Source organism: Streptococcus sp. 27098_8_86, assembly GCF_041432595.1.
GTDB lineage: Bacteria > Bacillota > Bacilli > Lactobacillales > Streptococcaceae > Streptococcus > Streptococcus pneumoniae_F.
Genome location: NZ_JAPVZW010000001.1, coordinates 227,928 through 245,828, shown reverse-complemented (window position 1 = coordinate 245,828; position 17,901 = coordinate 227,928). Strand labels below are relative to the sequence as shown.

At 41.0% G+C, this 17,901-nt stretch carries 16 protein-coding genes and 1 pseudogene; 14 read left to right on the top strand and 3 right to left on the bottom strand.

Features of this window, described 5'->3' with window-relative positions:
* Window positions 1-12 precede the first annotated feature (12 nt).
* From O3616_RS01115 to O3616_RS01085, 7 genes and pseudogenes are all read left to right on the top strand, one after another.
* Complete coding sequence (locus O3616_RS01115; protein ID WP_371637859.1) at window positions 13-867, top strand: MetQ/NlpA family ABC transporter substrate-binding protein; 855 nt, start codon at window positions 13-15, stop codon at window positions 865-867.
* 99 nt (window positions 868-966) lie between these two features.
* Window positions 967-2,340, top strand: coding sequence for a M20/M25/M40 family metallo-hydrolase (locus tag O3616_RS01110; RefSeq protein ID WP_261058673.1), 1,374 nt, complete (start codon window positions 967-969; stop codon window positions 2,338-2,340).
* Window positions 2,333-3,394, top strand: a complete 1,062-nt coding sequence (locus O3616_RS01105) for a methionine ABC transporter ATP-binding protein (RefSeq protein ID WP_371637857.1) — start codon at window positions 2,333-2,335, stop codon at window positions 3,392-3,394. The genes O3616_RS01110 and O3616_RS01105 overlap by 8 nt, the downstream gene beginning before the upstream one ends.
* Window position 3,395: 1 nt before the next feature.
* A complete protein-coding gene (locus O3616_RS01100; RefSeq protein ID WP_000444647.1) occupies window positions 3,396-4,088 on the top strand; it encodes a methionine ABC transporter permease in 693 nt (230 codons plus the stop codon).
* Between the two features lie 131 nt (window positions 4,089-4,219).
* Complete coding sequence (locus tag O3616_RS01095; protein WP_049488547.1) at window positions 4,220-5,089, top strand: helix-turn-helix domain-containing protein; 870 nt, start codon at window positions 4,220-4,222, stop codon at window positions 5,087-5,089.
* A gap of 184 nt (window positions 5,090-5,273) precedes the next feature.
* Window positions 5,274-6,518 carry a transporter gene (locus tag O3616_RS01090; protein ID WP_371637856.1) on the top strand — a complete coding sequence of 415 codons (1,245 nt, stop codon included), beginning with the start codon at window positions 5,274-5,276 and terminating at the stop codon, window positions 6,516-6,518.
* A gap of 16 nt (window positions 6,519-6,534) precedes the next feature.
* Window positions 6,535-6,774: pseudogene (locus tag O3616_RS01085) on the top strand (ABC transporter permease); the annotation flags it as partial.
* A gap of 28 nt (window positions 6,775-6,802) precedes the next feature.
* On the opposite strand, the gene O3616_RS01080 reads toward O3616_RS01085, so the two are convergent.
* Window positions 6,803-7,372, bottom strand: a complete 570-nt coding sequence (locus O3616_RS01080) for an MptD family putative ECF transporter S component (protein WP_033685599.1) — start codon at window positions 7,370-7,372, stop codon at window positions 6,803-6,805.
* A 134-nt stretch (window positions 7,373-7,506) separates the two neighbouring features.
* On the opposite strand from O3616_RS01080, the gene O3616_RS01075 reads away from it, so the two are divergent.
* From O3616_RS01075 to nrdI, 5 genes are all read left to right on the top strand, one after another.
* Complete coding sequence (locus tag O3616_RS01075) at window positions 7,507-8,121, top strand: YesL family protein (protein WP_045605177.1); 615 nt, start codon at window positions 7,507-7,509, stop codon at window positions 8,119-8,121.
* Entirely contained in the window at window positions 8,099-9,769 is a 1,671-nt protein-coding gene (locus O3616_RS01070) for a sensor histidine kinase (protein ID WP_371637855.1), read from the top strand. Before O3616_RS01075 ends, O3616_RS01070 begins: the two co-directional genes overlap by 23 nt.
* An 11-nt stretch (window positions 9,770-9,780) precedes the next feature.
* The gene (locus O3616_RS01065; RefSeq protein WP_371637854.1) at window positions 9,781-11,067 is read left to right on the top strand and encodes a response regulator; all 1,287 of its coding nucleotides are present in this window, start codon (window positions 9,781-9,783) and stop codon (window positions 11,065-11,067) included.
* A gap of 60 nt (window positions 11,068-11,127) precedes the next feature.
* Window positions 11,128-11,661: a hypothetical protein gene (locus tag O3616_RS01060; RefSeq protein ID WP_049493894.1), complete on the top strand. Its 534-nt coding sequence runs from the start codon at window positions 11,128-11,130 to the stop codon at window positions 11,659-11,661.
* Window positions 11,662-11,734: 73 nt separating this feature from the next.
* Window positions 11,735-12,199: a class Ib ribonucleoside-diphosphate reductase assembly flavoprotein NrdI gene (nrdI, locus tag O3616_RS01055; RefSeq protein WP_020901834.1), complete on the top strand. Its 465-nt coding sequence runs from the start codon at window positions 11,735-11,737 to the stop codon at window positions 12,197-12,199.
* A gap of 166 nt (window positions 12,200-12,365) precedes the next feature.
* Here the strand turns inward: nrdI and O3616_RS01050 are convergent, their stop codons facing one another.
* Window positions 12,366-12,611: a hypothetical protein gene (locus O3616_RS01050; protein ID WP_042751768.1), complete on the bottom strand. Its 246-nt coding sequence runs from the start codon at window positions 12,609-12,611 to the stop codon at window positions 12,366-12,368.
* A gap of 403 nt (window positions 12,612-13,014) precedes the next feature.
* Window positions 13,015-14,706 (bottom strand): arginine--tRNA ligase, encoded by a 1,692-nt coding sequence (gene argS / locus O3616_RS01045; protein WP_371637853.1) that lies wholly within the window; start codon window positions 14,704-14,706, stop codon window positions 13,015-13,017.
* A 135-nt stretch (window positions 14,707-14,841) separates the two neighbouring features.
* Here argS and argR point away from each other — a divergent pair, with 135 nt between their 5' ends.
* Both argR and mutS read left to right on the top strand, forming a co-directional pair.
* On the top strand, window positions 14,842-15,288 hold the full coding sequence (argR, locus tag O3616_RS01040; protein WP_371637852.1) for an arginine repressor: 447 nt from the start codon (window positions 14,842-14,844) through the stop codon (window positions 15,286-15,288).
* Window positions 15,289-15,338: 50 nt separating this feature from the next.
* Entirely contained in the window at window positions 15,339-17,873 is a 2,535-nt protein-coding gene (gene mutS, locus O3616_RS01035; RefSeq protein WP_125386332.1) for a DNA mismatch repair protein MutS, read from the top strand.
* Window positions 17,874-17,901 lie beyond the last annotated feature (28 nt).

The window sequence follows — 17,901 nt, the reverse complement described above, 5'->3', positions numbered from 1 at the left end:
GGAGAAAGAATCATGAAAATTAAAAAATGGCTTGGTGTAGCAGCCCTTGCTACAGTCGCAGGTTTGACTCTTGCAGCTTGCGGAAACTCAGAAAAGAAAGCAGATAATGCAACAACTATCAAAATCGCAACGGTTAACCGTAGCGGTTCTGAAGAAGCTCGTTGGGATAAAGTCCAAGAATTAGTTAAAAAAGACGGTATTACTTTGGAGTTTACAGAGTTCACAGACTACTCACAACCAAACAAGGCAACTGCTGATGGCGAAGTAGACTTGAACGCTTTCCAACACTATAACTTCTTGAACAACTGGAACAAAGAAAACGGGAAAGACCTTGTAGCGATTGCAGATACTTATATCTCTCCAATCCGCCTTTACTCAGGTTTGAATGGAAGTGACAACAAGTACACTAAAGTAGAAGACATCCCAGCAAACGGAGAAATCGCTGTACCGAACGATGCTACAAACGAAAGCCGTGCGCTTTACTTGCTTCAATCAGCTGGCTTGATTAAATTGGATGTTTCTGGAACTGCTCTTGCAACAGTTGCTAACATCAAAGAAAATCCAAAGAACTTGAAAATCACTGAATTGGATGCTAGCCAAACAGCTCGTTCATTGTCATCAGTTGACGCTGCCGTTGTAAACAATACCTTCGTTACAGAAGCAAAATTGGACTACAAGAAAGCACTTTTCAAAGAACAAGCTGATGAAAACTCAAAACAATGGTACAACATCATCGTTGCGAAAAAAGATTGGGAAACATCACCAAAAGCTGATGCTATCAAGAAAGTTGTTGCAGCTTACCATACAGATGAAGTGAAAAAAGTTATCGAAGAAACATCAGACGGTTTGGATCAACCAGTTTGGTAATAAGAAACAGGGAGGTGGGAGAGAAAATTCCACCTCTTGCTTTTGTATAGAGCATGGATTGTAAAGAAGACTATAGGTTCATAGAAAGGTAGAGAGAATATGGTTTTTCCTAGCGAACAAGAACAGATTGAAAAATTTGAAAAGGATCATGTGGCCCAGCATTATTTTGAGGTTTTGCGTACCTTGATTTCTAAGAAGTCGGTCTTTGCCCAACAGGTGGGTCTCAAAGAAGTTGCCAACTATCTGGGTGAGATTTTCAAGCGTGTGGGGGCTGAAGTGGAGATTGATGAGACTTATACAGCGCCCTTTGTCATGGCGCATTTCAAGAGTTCGCGTCCAGATGCCAAGACCTTGATTTTCTATAACCACTATGACACTGTGCCAGCGGATGGGGATCAGATCTGGACAGAGGATCCCTTTACTCTTTCAGTGCGCAATGGCTTCATGTATGGACGTGGGGTTGACGATGATAAGGGTCACATCACAGCTCGTTTGAGTGCTTTGAGAAAATACATGCAGCACCATGATGACCTGCCTGTCAATATCAGTTTTATCATGGAGGGAGCGGAGGAATCGGCTTCGACAGACCTGGATAAGTATCTAGAAAAGCATGCGGATAAACTCCGTGGTGCGGATTTATTGGTCTGGGAACAAGGAACCAAAAATGCCTTGGAACAGCTGGAAATTTCTGGTGGAAATAAGGGGATTGTGACCTTTGATGCCAAGGTTAAAAGTGCTGATGTGGATATCCACTCTAGTTATGGTGGGGTTGTGGAGTCAGCTCCCTGGTACCTCCTTCAAGCCCTACAGTCTCTTCGTGCCGCAGATGGTCGTATCTTGGTTGAAGGTTTGTACGAAGAAGTACAAGAGCCAAATGAACGTGAATTGGCTTTGGTGGATATCTATGCTCAACGAAATCCAGGAGAAATCAGCCAGATTTATGGTTTGGAATTGCCTCTCTTACAAGAGGACCGCGCAGACTTTCTAAAACGTTTCTTTTTCGAGCCAGCTCTTAATATCGAAGGGATTCAGTCAGGTTATCAAGGACAAGGAGTCAAAACGATATTACCTGCAGAAGCCAGTGCTAAGCTAGAGGTTCGTTTGGTTCCTGGCCTAGAACCGCATGATGTTCTGGAAAAAATTCGGAAACAGCTAGACAAAAATGGCTTTGATAAGGTAGAATTATACTATACCTTGGGAGAGATGAGCTATCGAAGCGATATGAGCGCGCCAGCCATTCTCAATGTAATCGAGTTGGCCAAGAAATTCTATCCACAGGGCGTTTCGGTCTTGCCGACGACAGCTGGGACAGGGCCTATGCATACGGTCTTTGATGCCCTGGAGGTGCCAATGGTGGCCTTCGGTCTAGGAAATGCCAATAGCCGAGACCACGGTGGAGATGAAAATGTGCGAATCGCCGATTATTACACCCATATTGAATTAGTAGAGGAGCTGATTAGAAGCTATGAGTAGAGATATTATCAAGTTAGATCAGATTGATGTGACTTTTCATCAAAAGAAGAGAACCATCACAGCGGTCAAGGATGTGACCATTCATATCCAAGAAGGGGATATCTACGGAATCGTTGGATATTCTGGAGCAGGGAAATCAACCCTTGTACGGGTGATTAACCTTTTGCAAAAACCATCTGCAGGGAAAATAATCATTGATGACGATGTGATTTTTGATGGTAAGGTCACCTTGACGGCCGAGCAGTTGCGTCGTAAACGTCAAGATATCGGAATGATTTTCCAGCATTTCAACCTGATGAGCCAAAAGACAGCAGAGGAGAATGTAGCCTTTGCCCTTAAACACTCTGGACTCAGCAAGGAAGAAAAGAAGGCTAAAGTAGCTAAGTTGTTGGACTTGGTTGGTTTGGCAGACCGTGCTGAAAACTACCCTTCACAACTATCTGGTGGGCAAAAACAGCGTGTAGCCATTGCGCGTGCCTTAGCTAATGATCCAAAAATCTTGATTTCAGACGAGTCAACTTCTGCCCTTGATCCGAAGACAACCAAGCAGATTTTGGCCTTGTTACAAGATTTGAACCAAAAATTAGGCTTGACAGTTGTCTTGATTACGCATGAAATGCAGATTGTCAAAGACATTGCCAACCGTGTTGCAGTTATGCAGGATGGGCATTTGATTGAAGAGGGAAGTGTCCTTGAAATCTTCTCAAACCCTAAACAACCCTTGACCCAAGACTTTATCTCAACAGCTACAGGTATTGACGAAGCCATGGTCAAAATCGAGAAGCAAGAAATCGTGGAACACTTGTCTGAAAACAGTCTCTTAGTGCAACTCAAGTACGCTGGAGCTTCAACAGACGAGCCACTTTTGAATGAATTGTACAAGCATTACCAAGTAACGGCTAATATCCTCTATGGAAATATCGAAATCCTTGACGGCACTCCTGTTGGAGAATTAGTTGTGGTCTTGTCAGGTGAACAAGCAGCGTTGGCAGGTGCTCAAGAAGCCATTCGTCAAGCAGGCGTACAACTAAAAGTATTGAAGGGAGGACAGTAAGATGGAATCATTGATTCAAACCTATTTGCCAAATGTTTATAAAATGGGCTGGGCTGGTCAAGCAGGCTGGGGAACAGCCATCTACCTAACCCTCTATATGACAGTTCTTTCCTTCATCATCGGAGGTTTCTTGGGGCTAGTTGCAGGTCTCTTCCTTGTCTTGACAGCGCCAGGTGGTGTCTTGGAAAATAAAGTCGTTTTCTGGATTTTGGATAAGATTACCTCTATTTTCCGTGCGGTTCCCTTTATCATCCTCTTGGCAGTCTTGTCACCCTTCTCCCATCTAATCGTAGGGACAAGCATTGGTCCAAATGCGGCTATCGTACCGCTATCTTTTGCGGTCTTTGCCTTCTTTGCCCGTCAGGTGCAGGTTGTCTTGGCTGAGCTAGATGGTGGTGTCATTGAGGCGGCTCAAGCGAGTGGAGCGACATTCTGGGATATCGTTGGTGTTTACCTATCAGAAGGTCTTCCAGATTTGATTCGTGTGACAACTGTGACCTTGATTTCACTTGTTGGGGAAACAGCCATGGCCGGTGCGGTTGGAGCTGGCGGTATCGGTAATGTAGCCATTGCTTATGGATTTAACCGCTACAATCACGATGTGACTATCTTGGCAACCATTATTATCATTTTGATTATCTTTGCAATCCAATTCTTGGGAGATTTCTTGACTAAGAAATTGAGCCATAAATAAAAAAGAGCTAGGCCATCTGTACATCAATTCATAGGAGTTGTCGTTATAGTCAAGACTTAAAATTCTCTGTACTAGTTGCTATCAACCGTTACTTTTAAGAGTAAGAGAGTTAAGAATTGTGGGGAGTCAATATGCAAAATCTGGGAGAAGTTTTTAAAGAATTGAGAAAGAGTCGGAATATATCTCTCCAGGAGGCGACGGGAGGAGAGTTTACTTATTCCATGCTGAGCAAATTTGAGCGTGGAGAAGCAGATTTATCCTCTATGAAATTGATTACTGCCTTAGATAACATCCACTCTGACTTGAATGAATTTATGTACTTGGTACGTGGTTTTTCTCAGAAACAGATTTTGGCTTTTCAAGAAAATCTCTGGGAACTATATGACAGAGAAGGGATTGATTCTCTCCAATCCTTGTATGAAGAGACGACTAAAAAGTACAGATCAAGTGCTAAAACAAGCTATCTTTTACAAATGATTCGTATCAAAAGCCTTCTTGTGTTTTTTGATTCAGAAATACGAGCAACGGATGAAGAACTGACTTTTCTCTATGACTATTTTTTTACTATTGATATCTGGGGAAATTATGAATTAGAACTATTTTCAACGATTTCTACTTTGTTCCCTCTGCCCCTCTATTTTAAATATTCTAGGGAGATGTTGCAAAAGACGGATTTATTAGGCTCTTTACCTAGTAACAAAGTCGCTATTGATACCATTTTAATTAATGGACTCTTTAAAGCGATAGAGGAAAAGGATAAATTAAAAGCAGACTATTTTACCTTTCAGGTTGAAAACCGCGATTTACCAGAATCTGAAGCTTATCTTAAAATCATTTATATGATTGCTAAAGGGTATTATGATACTATTTTTAAAGTAGAAAATAAGGGGCTTGAAAAAATCCAAAGAGGCATTACAATCTTACAAGATTTAGAGTATGTAGATGGTGCAAGATACTATGAAAACTATTTTGCAAGTCAGCTCTCGAATAAAGATTTGTAATATATTCCAATTACATCGACTGATGAAAAATAAATGGGTTTGTAGATGGAGTGATAAATAGCAGTATCTAGGAGCTAGAGTTCCTATTTTCAGAAAAAATATATTACAAAAAAGTGGGGAGTCCCGCTTTTTTTGTTAGACTGAATTCAATAGAATACTCTTTGAAATGTGAGAAAGGCCTGTTATGAAACTATTCTTAAGACATCATTTATTTAGAATACTGACCTTATCAAGGTTTTTGAGCTCAAGTGGAGCTTATATTTATAATCTGGTATTTATCGTTTATGCTGCGAGTCTACCCTTTAAAAATATAGCTGTATTTATGGCGAATATGATTACGATTTTACCTTTCCTATTTACTTTTTATGTTGGGATTAAGGCTGATCATACTCGGAATAAAGCAGGGACAATTATCTGGGTTGGTTGTGTGCAAAGTCTACTATTTCTTTTGATTGCTAGTGTGATTCATGACCAGAACTTCGTAACGTTTGCTTTTATCTGTATGGTTAACATCTGTTCGGATATTTTATCGGATTATACAGCAGGCCTTCGTATGCCGATTATCCAGCATAATATTTCGGAAGATAGGCTCTATGAAGCTTATTCCTTTACTCAGTTTGTTTCCTATTTATCAAATCTAGGAGGTCAAGCCTTAGGAGTATGGTTACTCACAACCAGTCATCAAAATTTTTCTTTTGTTGCAATTGTGAACGCTGGCTTCTTTTTACTATCTTCTCTTATTTTGTTCAAAAATAGAAGAGAATTGACGTATTTGTCTGTAAGTGTAGAGGATAAGTCGATTAGTTTACTCCAACAAGTTAAGGCAATCTATGCGGACATGGATGATATCTTTAGGCAGAGAGAAAGTAAATCATTGTTTAAAATGATTCTTGTCATTTTGGTGATGAATACTTTGGGAGGAGCTGTTGGAGGTATTTACCACTTTTACTTATTAGACCATACTATCTATCATCTCAGCTATGCTCAAGCCCTATTTTTAATTGAATGTGTTAGCTTAGGAGGAGCTATTCTTGGTAGCCTAACTCCCCATGATTATTTTGGGAAATTGTCGTTTTCAAGTTTGCTATCGCTCAATGCAATTCTGTTTGTATTACTTGCTACTGCTAATATTTTAGATTTTTCTCCTCTAGTAGGTGTTGTTTGCTTAGCCTTTGTGATGTATTTGATGTCGAAATCAATGCCTAAATTAGATACTCTGTTATTGTCTAATTTGAGTGCGGATGTATTAGCTCGAAGTAATAATCTCTTGAGTATGATTTTTTCCCTAACATTACCCTTGGGGATGTCTGTATTTTCCTTCTTAGCTTTGCAAGATATCAGCCTTTGTTGGTGGGTGTTTTTGGTAGTGAGTGTGATAGGGTTGATTTTATCACTAGAAAAAAGAAGTTTTTCGGGTAAAAAATTTTAACCTAGGAAGCTCAAGCTTACTAGAAGGTCTTCCGGATTTGATCCGTGTGACGACTGTGACCTTGATTTCCCTTGTTGGGGAAACAGCCATGGCCGGTGCGGTTGGAGCTGGTGGTATCGGTAACGTGGCCATCGCTTATGGATTTAACCGCTACAATCATGATGTGACCATCTTGGCAACCATCATTATCATTTTGATTATCTTTGCAATCCAATTTTTGGGAGATTTCTTGACCAAAAAATTGAGCCATAAATAAAAAGAGCCGTGTGGCTCTTTTTTATTTATCAGATTTTCTGCGCCAATTTTTTACTCAAGGCTTGTCCAATCAAGGCACCCATTAGGGCTCCGATGACAATACTTGCGATAAATAGAAGGACGGTTCCAGGATTTGGCGCGACCATGATACGGTCGATATATTCTTGGGATTTTCCTCTTGCTAGGAGGGTAGCCATATAGGCTTTGGGTGCAATCCACATGATTAGAATTGGTCCTGATGTGCTAAAGGCAAAGAGTATGAAAGAAAGGAAATTCTTAGTTTGGTCCTTGTATTTTCCGAGGTTAGCTACTGCATCTGCTAGGAGACCACAGATAATTCCAGGAAGGAAGGCACCGGCACCGTGTTTAGTTCCCAAGAAAAAGAGGGCAATGACAAGGCCGATAGTGGTAATGGCTCCAAAGCGCGGAACTTTTGCGACTAGGATCATATAGACGCTACCGCCGAAAAGGGCAGTAAAGGCAGGCGCATAAAACATGTTTCCAGCTTGGTCAAAGAAATTGCCCAAAAGGACACCAATCCCCATGCAGAGGAAGTAAAGAACTGCAAAAAGCAGTGTAGTTAAGATAGATTTTTTCATGAATTGTCTCCTGATAATTTTTTCACAATTCTCATTGTACCACGGTTTTATGGGATTGTAAATGGATACTAGAAGTTTTTGAAAACGCTTGAAATATGATATAATAGTTTCATAGTTATTTTTAGGGGGATATCATGGGTAGATTTTTAGACTTTGTCTTTAATCGTTTCTTTTTAGGGATGATTGCGACAGCCTTCTTTTGGCTATTAACCTTGGTAGGAGGGATTATCCTTGGTCTAGCGCCGGCTAGTGCCACCTTGATGAGCCTATATGCAGAACATGGTTACAGCTTTCGGGAATACAGTTTGAAGGAGGCGTGGTCTCTTTATAAGCAAAATTTCGTCTCAAGCAATCTGATTTTCTATAGCTTTTTAGGGGTGGATCTAGTTTTGGTCTATGGCCTGTATCTCTTGGTTCAATTGCCTCATCAGACTATTATTCATTTGATTGCGACCTTTTTGAATGTCTTAGTAGTTGCCCTGATCTTTTTGGCTTATACAGTATCTTTGAAACTACAAGTTTATTTTGACTTGTCTTATCGAAATAGTCTCAAACTATCCTTGATTGGCATCTTTATGAGCTTAGCGGCTGTGGCCAAGGTTCTCCTTGGAACTGTGCTACTTGTGGCAATTGGTTACTATATGCCTGCCCTACTTTTCTTTGTAGGAATTGGGATGTGGCATTTCTTTATCAGTGATATGTTGGAACCGGTCTATGAAAGTATCCATGAAAAATTGGCGACAAAATAGAATGAAGCAGTTTTGGCTACATACGCTTCTAAGAACCTACAGTTCAGTGATGATGATTATTATTGCGAGTTTTGCAATCTTACTCTCTTACGCTGACTGGGATTCACGGGAAAAGGAAGCTCAAAGAGTAGCCCAGCGTGTAACCACTCGAACAGTCGAAGAGGTGGAATATTATTATCGCGAGTCAGCCCAGCTAGCGCAAGATTTAGTAGCCAATCAAGACCGTATACAAGGGGTTTATAAGTACTTTAGCTTGTCAACTTCTGAGTATTTTTATTGGCTGTTGGAGCATCAAGCAGCTTCGTCAACTTCTATTTCTCTGTATGAAAATATTGATGATCTTTATGTCCAAAATGACTATATAACGGGTGTTGCAATCGTCTTGCAGGACTTTAAAGAAGTTTATGTTTCAACAAGGGATAAAAGAAGTGGTCATATCTTGCCTGCTGAGGCCTTTAAACCAGAGGCCAATAGTTTTGGAATTCCAGTTCTGGACCCAGCAACGGATCAATCTATAGGAGTGATTTACATCTCCTTGGATCCAGAAGTTTTATATCATGCCATTGACAATACCCGAGGTCATATTCCGATGGCTGTTACTGTGACATCACCATTTGATACGGAGATTTTTCATATTGGTGAGAGGGTCGATAGGGAACATGAGAACTGGTTTGTCGGTTTTACCTCTCATGGCTATCAGGTTCAGGTAGCAGTTCCTAAAAACTTTGTTTTACAAGGAACGGTGACCAGCTCTGCTTTGATTGTGGGCTTGAGCCTTCTCTTTATTGTCATTCTCTATCTGACTTTGAGGAAGACCTTTGCGAACTACCAAAAGCAGGTAGTGGATTTGGTGGATTCTATTCAAGCTATTGCTCAAGGGGAAGAAGGTCTTCGCATCGATACGCTTGAAAAGGATCAGGAATTGCTCCTAATCGCGGAGACGACCAATGATATGTTGGATCGTTTGGAAAAGAATATCCATGATATTTATCAGCTAGAGCTTAGTCAAAAAGATGCCAATATGCGAGCCTTACAGGCTCAAATCAACCCTCACTTCATGTACAATACGCTGGAGTTTTTGCGTATGTACGCAGTTATGCAGAGTCAAGATGAGTTGGCAGATATCATTTATGAGTTCAGTAGTCTGTTGCGTAACAATATTTCTGACGAAAGAGAGACTCTTCTCAAACAGGAATTAGAATTTTGTCGGAAATATAGCTATCTCTGCATGGTTCGCTATCCCAAGTCCATTGCCTATGGTTTCAAGATAGATCCAGAGTTAGAGAATATGAAGATTCCTAAGTTTACCTTGCAACCGCTGGTAGAAAATTATTTCGCGCATGGTGTTGACCACAGACGGACAGATAATGTGATTAGCATCAAGGCGCTTAAACAGGATGGTTTTGTAGAAATTTTGGTGGTAGATAATGGCCGTGGAATGTCGACTGAAAAGCTGGTCGATATCCGAGAAAAGTTAAGTCAGAGACATTTTGAACACCAAGCCAGTTATAGTGAACAAAAGCAGTCTATCGGGATTGTCAATGTCCATGAGCGTTTTGTGCTCTATTTTGGGGATCGCTATGCCATTACTATAGAGTCTGCGGAGCGAGCAGGTGTTCAGTATCGTATTACAATTCAAGATGAGTAGAAAGGGAGAAAATGTATAAAGTATTATTAGTAGATGATGAGTACATGGTGACAGAAGGTCTGAAACGTTTGATTCCTTTTGATAAGTGGGATATGGAGGTCGTCGCAACAGCCAGTCATGCCGATGAAGCCCTAGAATATGTTCAGAAAAATCCCGTCGATGTAGTCATTTCCGATGTCAATATGCCCGACAAAACAGGGCTTGATATGATTCGGGAGATGAAAGAAATCTTACCAGATGCTGCCTATATCCTGCTCTCAGGTTATCAGGAGTTTGATTATGTAAAAAGAGCAATGAACCTTAGTGTGGTGGACTATCTGGTCAAACCTGTTGATAAGGTAGAGTTGGGAAATCTGCTGGAGAAGATTGCAGGTCAGCTCGGCGAGAGAGGAAAGGAAAGTCAGATCCTCAGTCAAGATTTAGACGAGGCTGGATTTGTTAGTTATCTAGGAGGTAAGGAGAATTGGTGGATAGGCCTATCCAAGGAAAAACAAGGCTCTTTCACCATTCCCTACTATGTCTTGGGTCAAGACTGGCAGATTTTCATTTCTGACCAACCCCTAGATGGTTTAGTCGTTACTCCCTTTGAAGCTCCCTATCAAGAACACTTTGAACGCTGGAAGCTGAATGCTGAGAAAGCCCTCTTTTACGGCTCTGTAAATCTACAACGGTCTGAGAGTCTCTTTGCCTACTACGAACCGATTTATAGGGTTATCATTCAGGGGAATCTCAATCAAATCGTAGAAGAGTTAAATCTCTTGGAGAAGGTGGTTCTTGAAAATACGCCGCGTGTTCCGATTACCAAACAGCTTTTTATCCAGTTTGTCATGGATGTCTTTCATTTGTTTGAACATCTAAAGGCTGATGATTTGACGGATATTGTCAAAACGATTCATGCTATTCAAACCTTCGATGAATTGGTTCCTTATATCAAGGAAACTCTGACTCGATTCTTTGGGCAATATCGTATGAATGAAAATGTGGTTAGTGTGCTAGAAGTCATTGGGCGTGATTATCAGAAAGAACTTTCTCTCAAGGATATCAGTAAGGATCTCTTTATCAATCCTGTCTATCTGGGGCAGTTGATTAAGCGAGAAACCAATTCGACCTTCGCAGAGCTTTTAAACAAACAACGCATTAAGGCTGCTCAGCAACTTTTACTTTCAACCAGTGACAGTATCGAAGATATTTGTTATGCTGTTGGTTACAGTAATGTTGGATATTTCTATAAAGTGTTCCGAAAATTGTGCGGAAAATCGCCAAAAGCCTACCGAAAACAGGTAGAAACTACACTATAATATTTGTATCCCTTTACAAAAAGTGCTATAATATCAATAATAATATCAGGAGGTTCTATCATGAAAAAGAAACCGATTTATCTATGGGTATTACTGATTTTTTCAGCCTTACTCTCAGCAATGTCACTATTTGGAATCATATCTCCAGTACCTACTGCGGAGGCTATGAACAATCTAGAAACATCAGCATCAGGTGTTAATGCTACTTATGCTAAGGAGCTCGTTGCTTACACCATTAAGGTATCGGAGCATGGTCATTCTATCTTCAACATTCTCTTGGTTGTCTTATCTGTTATTCTGGTGGTTGTGTCTTTGGTTTTCCTTGTTCGTAAAAACATCCAATTGGCTAACTACACTTATCTTGCTTATGTCTTCGTTGCCATCGTTGGTTCTATCTACAACTTTATCGGCGTTCAGGATGCGGTTTTACTTTTTACAGACCCTAACATCCGTATGGGAGCGGAGCTTGGTGCCAAAGGTTCTGCTATTTTTGGGATCGTACTCAATGTTATCTTCCTAGCAATCGTCTTCTATAAAATGTGGCGTCAGCAAAAAGAATTGACAGAAACTCAAGAAGAGGAAGAACTTGCCTAAGAGTTGACAAAGCATAACTATCAAGATACAATCTTGGTAGTTATTTTTTATGATTTAAAAAAAGGAGGAGAACATGAAAAAAGTTTCCTTGGTCTACATCAGTCTGAGCGGAAATACGGAGAGTTTTGTGACGCGCTTGAAAGACTATCTCTTGTCCCAGTACGAGGGAATTGAGGTTCAAAAGATTCATATCAAGGATTTGGTCAAAGAAGGCCAAGATTTCTATGAAATGGACCATCCCTATGTTGCTTTTTTGCCGACTTACCTAGAAGGTGGGAATGGCGTGGATAACGGAGATGTCGAGATTTTGACGACACCAGTGGGAGATTTTATCGCCTATGGTGACAATGCTAGTAAGTGTTTTGGTGTGGTTGGTTCAGGAAATCGTAACTTTAATAACCAATACTGCCTGACAGCCAAGCAATATAGTCAACGTTTTGGCTTCCCTGTATTGGCTGATTTTGAAATGCGAGGTATGCTGGGAGATATCAAACGTGTCGCAGCGATTATCGCAGATTTGTATGAGTTGGAAAGTTAAGCTGAAACCAATCTTTCAATCATTAGAAGAAAGAACTTATTATATCCCCCTCTATAGCAGAGATGAAAATTACCTATAAAATTTTTAATATAAATGTTATTTGCTATAGTTGGAAGATAAAAATTATGCCCTAAAAAAACCGAGAAGCTTTCTTTTCGGTTTTTGATTATTTCAATTGATCTGTAATGTCTTTTGATAGCAACATTCCTAGATGATAAGTTTTATTGATGTAAGCAATGACATCATTGATATTTTCAGTCGTGTGAATTTTCTCTTTGATGTCAGACCTAAATGTTTCATCCTTCAAAAGTTGTTCTTGGTAGAGTTTTTGCAGTCTCTCCTTCTCGTACTTATTAAGCAGAAAAAGGAAAACCAAGCTAATCACAACGAGGATATAAGCATATTGGCTCATAGAATATCTCCCTGTATGATAAAGAAGTAGTAGTGAGTAGATTGAATTAGTGAGGCGCCTAACCAAATCACCATAGTTACGACGTCATGTTCTCTAAATCGATTATATTTAGAGAATATGACTAGTGAAGCAGTTAGCCAAATACCTGATAGGATTTGGCATTCGTTACTTAGACTACTTTATAATAAAGTGATTAAAAGATTACGACATGAGCCTAACCAAATCGATATTATTTGGTTAGGTGAATTAGTGAAGTGTTTATGCAAGTGTCTCTGGTTACGACGTAAAGAAACATAAATCGATAATATTTATGTTTCTTTACTAGTGAAGCAGTTAGCTAGTCCGCATATAAGCGGCTAGCGTCTAACAATTAGGAACTTTAGTTCCAATTGTTAGAACTGAATCACATCTTCTCTGGCGCATCTACTCCAAGCAAGCGAAGGGCTTCTTTGAGAACGACTGCGGTTGCGTAGCTGAGGGCTAGACGGCTGTCGCGCTCAGGATTTTCGTCTAGGATACGTGTATGTGCATAGTATTTGTTAAAGGCTTGAGCCAGGCTAATTGCAAATTTAGCAATGATAGAAGGTTCAAAGTTATCCGCCGCACGGTTGATAATACGTGGGAAGTCTTGGATGAGTTTGATGATTTCCCAACTTTCAGCATCATTCAAGCTATAGTTGCTAGCTGTTTCTGGTTTGAAGTCTGCTTTACGTAAGATCGATTGGATACGGGCGTAGGCGTATTGAACGTAAGGTCCAGTTTCACCCTCGAAGGATACCATAGCCTCTAGGTCGAAGTCGTATCCATTTGTACGGTCGGTCTTAAGGTCATAGAATTTAATGGCTCCAACCCCAACAGCATGCGCTACCTGGTCTTTGTTTTCAAGTTCAGGATTTTTAGCTTCGATTTGGGCCTTGGCACGACTAACAGCCTCTGCAACAGTAGGCTCTAGCAAGATGACATTCCCTTTACGAGTAGAGAGTTTTTTCCCTTCTTTTGTAACCAAACCAAAAGGAACGTGAGTAATGTCGTCACTCCAGTCGTAGCCCATTTCTTGCAAGACAGCTTTGAGCTGTTTAAAGTGGGCAGATTGCTCTTGACCAACGACGTAGATAGATTTGGCAAATTGGTATTCATTTTTACGGTAAAGGGCTGCAGCCAAGTCACGTGTGATATAGAGAGTTGCACCATCCGATTTCTTGATAAGGGCTGGATGTTCAATTCCATATTTCTCAAGATTCACAACTTGGGCACCTTCTGACTCAACAAGAAGGCCTTTTTCAGAAAGAATGTCTACAACTGCATCCATCTTATCGTTGTAGAAGGCTTCTCCATTGTAGCTGTCAAATTCGACTTGCAATTCATTGTATAGGCGGTTAAATTCCACCAAACTTTCATCACGGAACCATTGCCAAAGTGCGAGAGCTTCCTCGTCTCCATTTTCAAGTTTACGGAACCATTCGCGTGCTTCTTCATCCAAGCTAGGGTCATTTTCAGCCTCAGCATTGATGCGGACATAGAGTTTAAGGAGTTCATCAATTGGATGAGCTTTTACAGCTTCTTCGTCGCCCCATTTTTTATAGGCAACAATCAACATCCCAAACTGTTTACCCCAGTCTCCCAAGTGGTTGACCTTGACTGTTTGATAACCGATTTTTTGGAAAATATGTGACAAGCTATCTCCGATAACAGTTGAGCGCAGGTGACCAATAGAAAATGGTTTAGCGATATTGGGACTAGACATATCGATAACAACATTTTCTTGTTTACCAATATTTTGGTCAGCATAGTGTTCTTTTTCAGTGATAACAGCTTGCAATACTTGAGCAGAAATGGCAGATTTATCAAGGAAAAAATTGACGTAAGGTCCTGTTGCGACAACCTTTTCAAAGGCTTGGCTGTTAATTTTTTCAGCCAGTTCAGCAGCAATCATTTGAGGTGCTTTACGTTCGACTTTTGCAAGAGAAAAAGCAGGGAAAGCGATGTCTCCCATTTCTGAGTTTTTAGGGGTTTCCAGTAAATTTAAAATAGCCTCTTGGTCCAGGCTATCAATGACGCTAGCCAACTCGCTAGCAATCAATTCTTTTGTATTCATTAAGAGCTCCTTTTTGGACTTTTCTACTATTTTATCACAATTTTAAAGAAAGAAGAAAAAATTTTTGAAATCTCCTGTTTTTTTGGTATAATATAGTTATAAAATTAGTTATAAATATGCATATAAGAGGATTTTATGAGAAAAAGAGATCGTCATCAGTTAATAAAAAAAATGATTACTGAGGAGAAATTAAGTACACAAAAAGAAATTCAAGATCGGTTGGAGGCACACAATGTCTTTGTGACGCAGACAACCTTGTCTCGTGATTTGCGCGAAATCGGCTTGACCAAGGTCAAGAAAAATGATATGGTGTATTATGTACTAGCAAATGAGACAGAAAAGATTGATTTGGAGGAATTTTTGTCTCATCATTTAGAAGGTGTTGCAAGAGCAGAGTTTACCTTGGTGCTTCATACCAAATTGGGAGAAGCCTCTGTTTTGGCAAATATTGTAGATGCAAACAAGGATGAATGGATTTTAGGAACAGTTGCTGGTGCCAATACCTTATTGGTCATTTGTCGGGACCAGCACGTTGCCAAACTCATGGAAGATCGTTTGCTAGATTTGATGAAAGATAAGTAAGGTCTTGGGAGTTGCTCTCAAGACTTATTTTTGACAAGGAGAGACGGACAATGACGACAGAAAAGCTATCACCCGGCATGCAACAGTATGTGGATATTAAAAAGCAATATCCAGATGCTTTTTTGCTCTTTCGGATGGGTGATTTTTATGAATTATTTTATGAGGATGCGGTCAATGCTGCGCAGATTCTGGAAATTTCCTTAACGAGTCGCAACAAGAATGCGGACAATCCGATTCCTATGGCGGGTGTCCCCTATCATTCTGCCCAACAGTACATTGATGTCTTGATTGAGCAGGGCTATAAGGTAGCTATCGCAGAGCAGATGGAAGATCCGAAACAAGCAGTTGGGGTTGTGAAACGAGAGGTTGTTCAGGTCATTACGCCAGGGACAGTGGTCGATAGCAGTAAGCCGGACAGTCAGAATAATTTCTTGGTTGCCATAGACCGTGATGGCAATCAATTTGGCCTAGCTTATATGGACCTGGTGACGGGTGATTTTTATGTGACAGGTCTTTTGGATTTCACACTGGTTTGTGGGGAAATCCGCAATCTCAAGGCGCGCGAAGTGGTGCTGGGTTATGACTTGTCTGAGGAAGAAGAACAAATCCTTAGTCGTCAGATGAATCTGGTACTTTCCCATGAAAAAGAAGGTTTTGAAAACCTTCATTTACTGGATTCACGATTGGCATCTGTGGAGCAAGCGGCATCTAGTAAACTGCTCCAGTATGTCCATCGAACCCAGATGAGGGAATTGAACCACCTCAAGCCTGTTATACGCTATGAAATCAAAGATTTCTTGCAGATGGATTATGCGACCAAGGCTAGTCTGGATTTGGTTGAGAATGCTCGTTCGGGCAAGAAGCAAGGAAGTCTTTTTTGGCTTTTGGATGAAACTAAGACGGCTATGGGCATGCGCCTCTTGCGTTCTTGGATTCATCGTCCCTTGATTGATAAGGAACGAATTATTCAACGTCAAGAGGTGGTGCAGGTCTTTCTCGACCATTTCTTTGAGCGCAGTGATTTGACAGACAGTCTCAAGGGTGTTTATGACATTGAGCGCTTGGCTAGTCGGGTTTCTTTTGGTAAAACCAATCCCAAGGATCTCTTGCAGTTGGCGACCACCTTGTCTAGTGTGCCACGGATTCGTGCGATTTTAGAAGGAATGGAGCAACCTGCTCTGGCCTATCTCATTGAACAACTGGATGGAATCCCTGAGTTAGAGAGTTTGATTAGCGCAGCGATTGCTCCTGAAGCTCCCCATGTGATTACAGAAGGTGGCATTATCCGGACTGGATTTGATGAGACTTTAGACAAGTACCGTCGCGTGCTCAGAGAAGGGACTAGCTGGATTGCTGAGATTGAAGCAAAGGAGCGAGAAAACTCTGGTATCAGTACGCTCAAGATTGACTACAATAAAAAGGATGGCTACTATTTCCATGTGACCAATTCGCAACTGGGAAATGTTCCAGCACACTTTTTCCGCAAGGCGACGCTGAAAAACTCGGAACGCTTTGGAACCGAAGAATTAGCCCGTATCGAGGGAGATATGCTGGAGGCGCGTGAGAAGTCAGCTAACCTAGAGTATGAAATTTTTATGCGCATTCGTGAAGAGGTCAGCAAGTACATCCAACGTTTACAAGCTCTAGCCCAAGGAATTGCGACAGTTGATGTCTTACAGAGTCTAGCAGTTGTGGCTGAAACCCAGCATTTGATTCGACCTGAATTCGGAGATGATTCGCGGATTGATATCCAGAAAGGGCGCCATGCTGTCGTTGAAAAGGTCATGGGAGCTCAGACCTATATTCCAAATACCATTCAAATGGGAGGGGATACTAGTATCCAGTTGATTACAGGGCCCAACATGAGCGGGAAGTCAACCTATATGCGTCAGTTAGCCATGACGGCGATTATGGCCCAGATGGGTTCCTATGTTCCTGCAGAGAGCGCCTACTTACCGATTTTTGATGCCATCTTTACTCGTATCGGAGCAGCCGATGATTTGGTTTCAGGCCAATCAACCTTTATGGTGGAGATGATGGAGGCCAACAATGCCATTTCGCATGCGACCAAGAACTCTCTCATTCTCTTTGATGAATTGGGACGTGGAACTGCAACTTATGACGGTATGGCTCTTGCTCAGTCTATCATCGAATATATCCATGAACACATCGGAGCTAAGACCCTCTTTGCGACCCACTACCATGAGTTGACTAGTCTGGAGTCTAGTTTACAACACTTGGTTAATGTCCACGTGGCAACTTTGGAGCAGGATGGGCAGGTCACCTTCCTTCACAAGATTGAACCAGGTCCAGCTGATAAATCCTATGGTATCCATGTTGCAAAGATTGCTGGCTTGCCAGCAGACCTTTTAGTAAGGGCGGATAAGATTTTGACTCAGCTAGAGAGTCAAGGGACAGAAAGTCCTGTTCCCATGAGACAAACAAGTGCCGTCACAGAACAGATTTCTCTCTTTGATACGGCAGAAGAGCATCCTATCCTAGCAGAATTAGCTAAATTGGACATTTACAACATGACACCTATGCAGGCTATGAATGTTTTGGTTGAGTTAAAACAGAAACTATAAAAATAATCCCACTCATGCATTTGTGAGT

Excerpts from the sequence above, each read along its gene's own strand:
- mutS (WP_125386332.1), top strand. The coding sequence starts at position 15,339 with ATGACGACAGAAAAGCTATCACCCGGCATGCAACAGTATGTGGATATT.
- O3616_RS01050 (WP_042751768.1), bottom strand. The coding sequence starts at position 12,611 with ATGAGCCAATATGCTTATATCCTCGTTGTGATTAGCTTGGTTTTCCTT.
- argS (WP_371637853.1), bottom strand. The coding sequence starts at position 14,706 with ATGAATACAAAAGAATTGATTGCTAGCGAGTTGGCTAGCGTCATTGAT.
- O3616_RS01060 (WP_049493894.1), top strand. The coding sequence starts at position 11,128 with ATGAAAAAGAAACCGATTTATCTATGGGTATTACTGATTTTTTCAGCC.
- O3616_RS01090 (WP_371637856.1), top strand. The coding sequence starts at position 5,274 with ATGAAACTATTCTTAAGACATCATTTATTTAGAATACTGACCTTATCA.
- nrdI (WP_020901834.1), top strand. The coding sequence starts at position 11,735 with ATGAAAAAAGTTTCCTTGGTCTACATCAGTCTGAGCGGAAATACGGAG.
- O3616_RS01070 (WP_371637855.1), top strand. The coding sequence starts at position 8,099 with ATGAAAAATTGGCGACAAAATAGAATGAAGCAGTTTTGGCTACATACG.
- O3616_RS01075 (WP_045605177.1), top strand. The coding sequence starts at position 7,507 with ATGGGTAGATTTTTAGACTTTGTCTTTAATCGTTTCTTTTTAGGGATG.
- O3616_RS01095 (WP_049488547.1), top strand. The coding sequence starts at position 4,220 with ATGCAAAATCTGGGAGAAGTTTTTAAAGAATTGAGAAAGAGTCGGAAT.
- O3616_RS01105 (WP_371637857.1), top strand. The coding sequence starts at position 2,333 with ATGAGTAGAGATATTATCAAGTTAGATCAGATTGATGTGACTTTTCAT.
- argR (WP_371637852.1), top strand. The coding sequence starts at position 14,842 with ATGAGAAAAAGAGATCGTCATCAGTTAATAAAAAAAATGATTACTGAG.
- O3616_RS01110 (WP_261058673.1), top strand. The coding sequence starts at position 967 with ATGGTTTTTCCTAGCGAACAAGAACAGATTGAAAAATTTGAAAAGGAT.
- O3616_RS01115 (WP_371637859.1), top strand. The coding sequence starts at position 13 with ATGAAAATTAAAAAATGGCTTGGTGTAGCAGCCCTTGCTACAGTCGCA.
- O3616_RS01080 (WP_033685599.1), bottom strand. The coding sequence starts at position 7,372 with ATGAAAAAATCTATCTTAACTACACTGCTTTTTGCAGTTCTTTACTTC.
- O3616_RS01100 (WP_000444647.1), top strand. The coding sequence starts at position 3,396 with ATGGAATCATTGATTCAAACCTATTTGCCAAATGTTTATAAAATGGGC.
- O3616_RS01065 (WP_371637854.1), top strand. The coding sequence starts at position 9,781 with ATGTATAAAGTATTATTAGTAGATGATGAGTACATGGTGACAGAAGGT.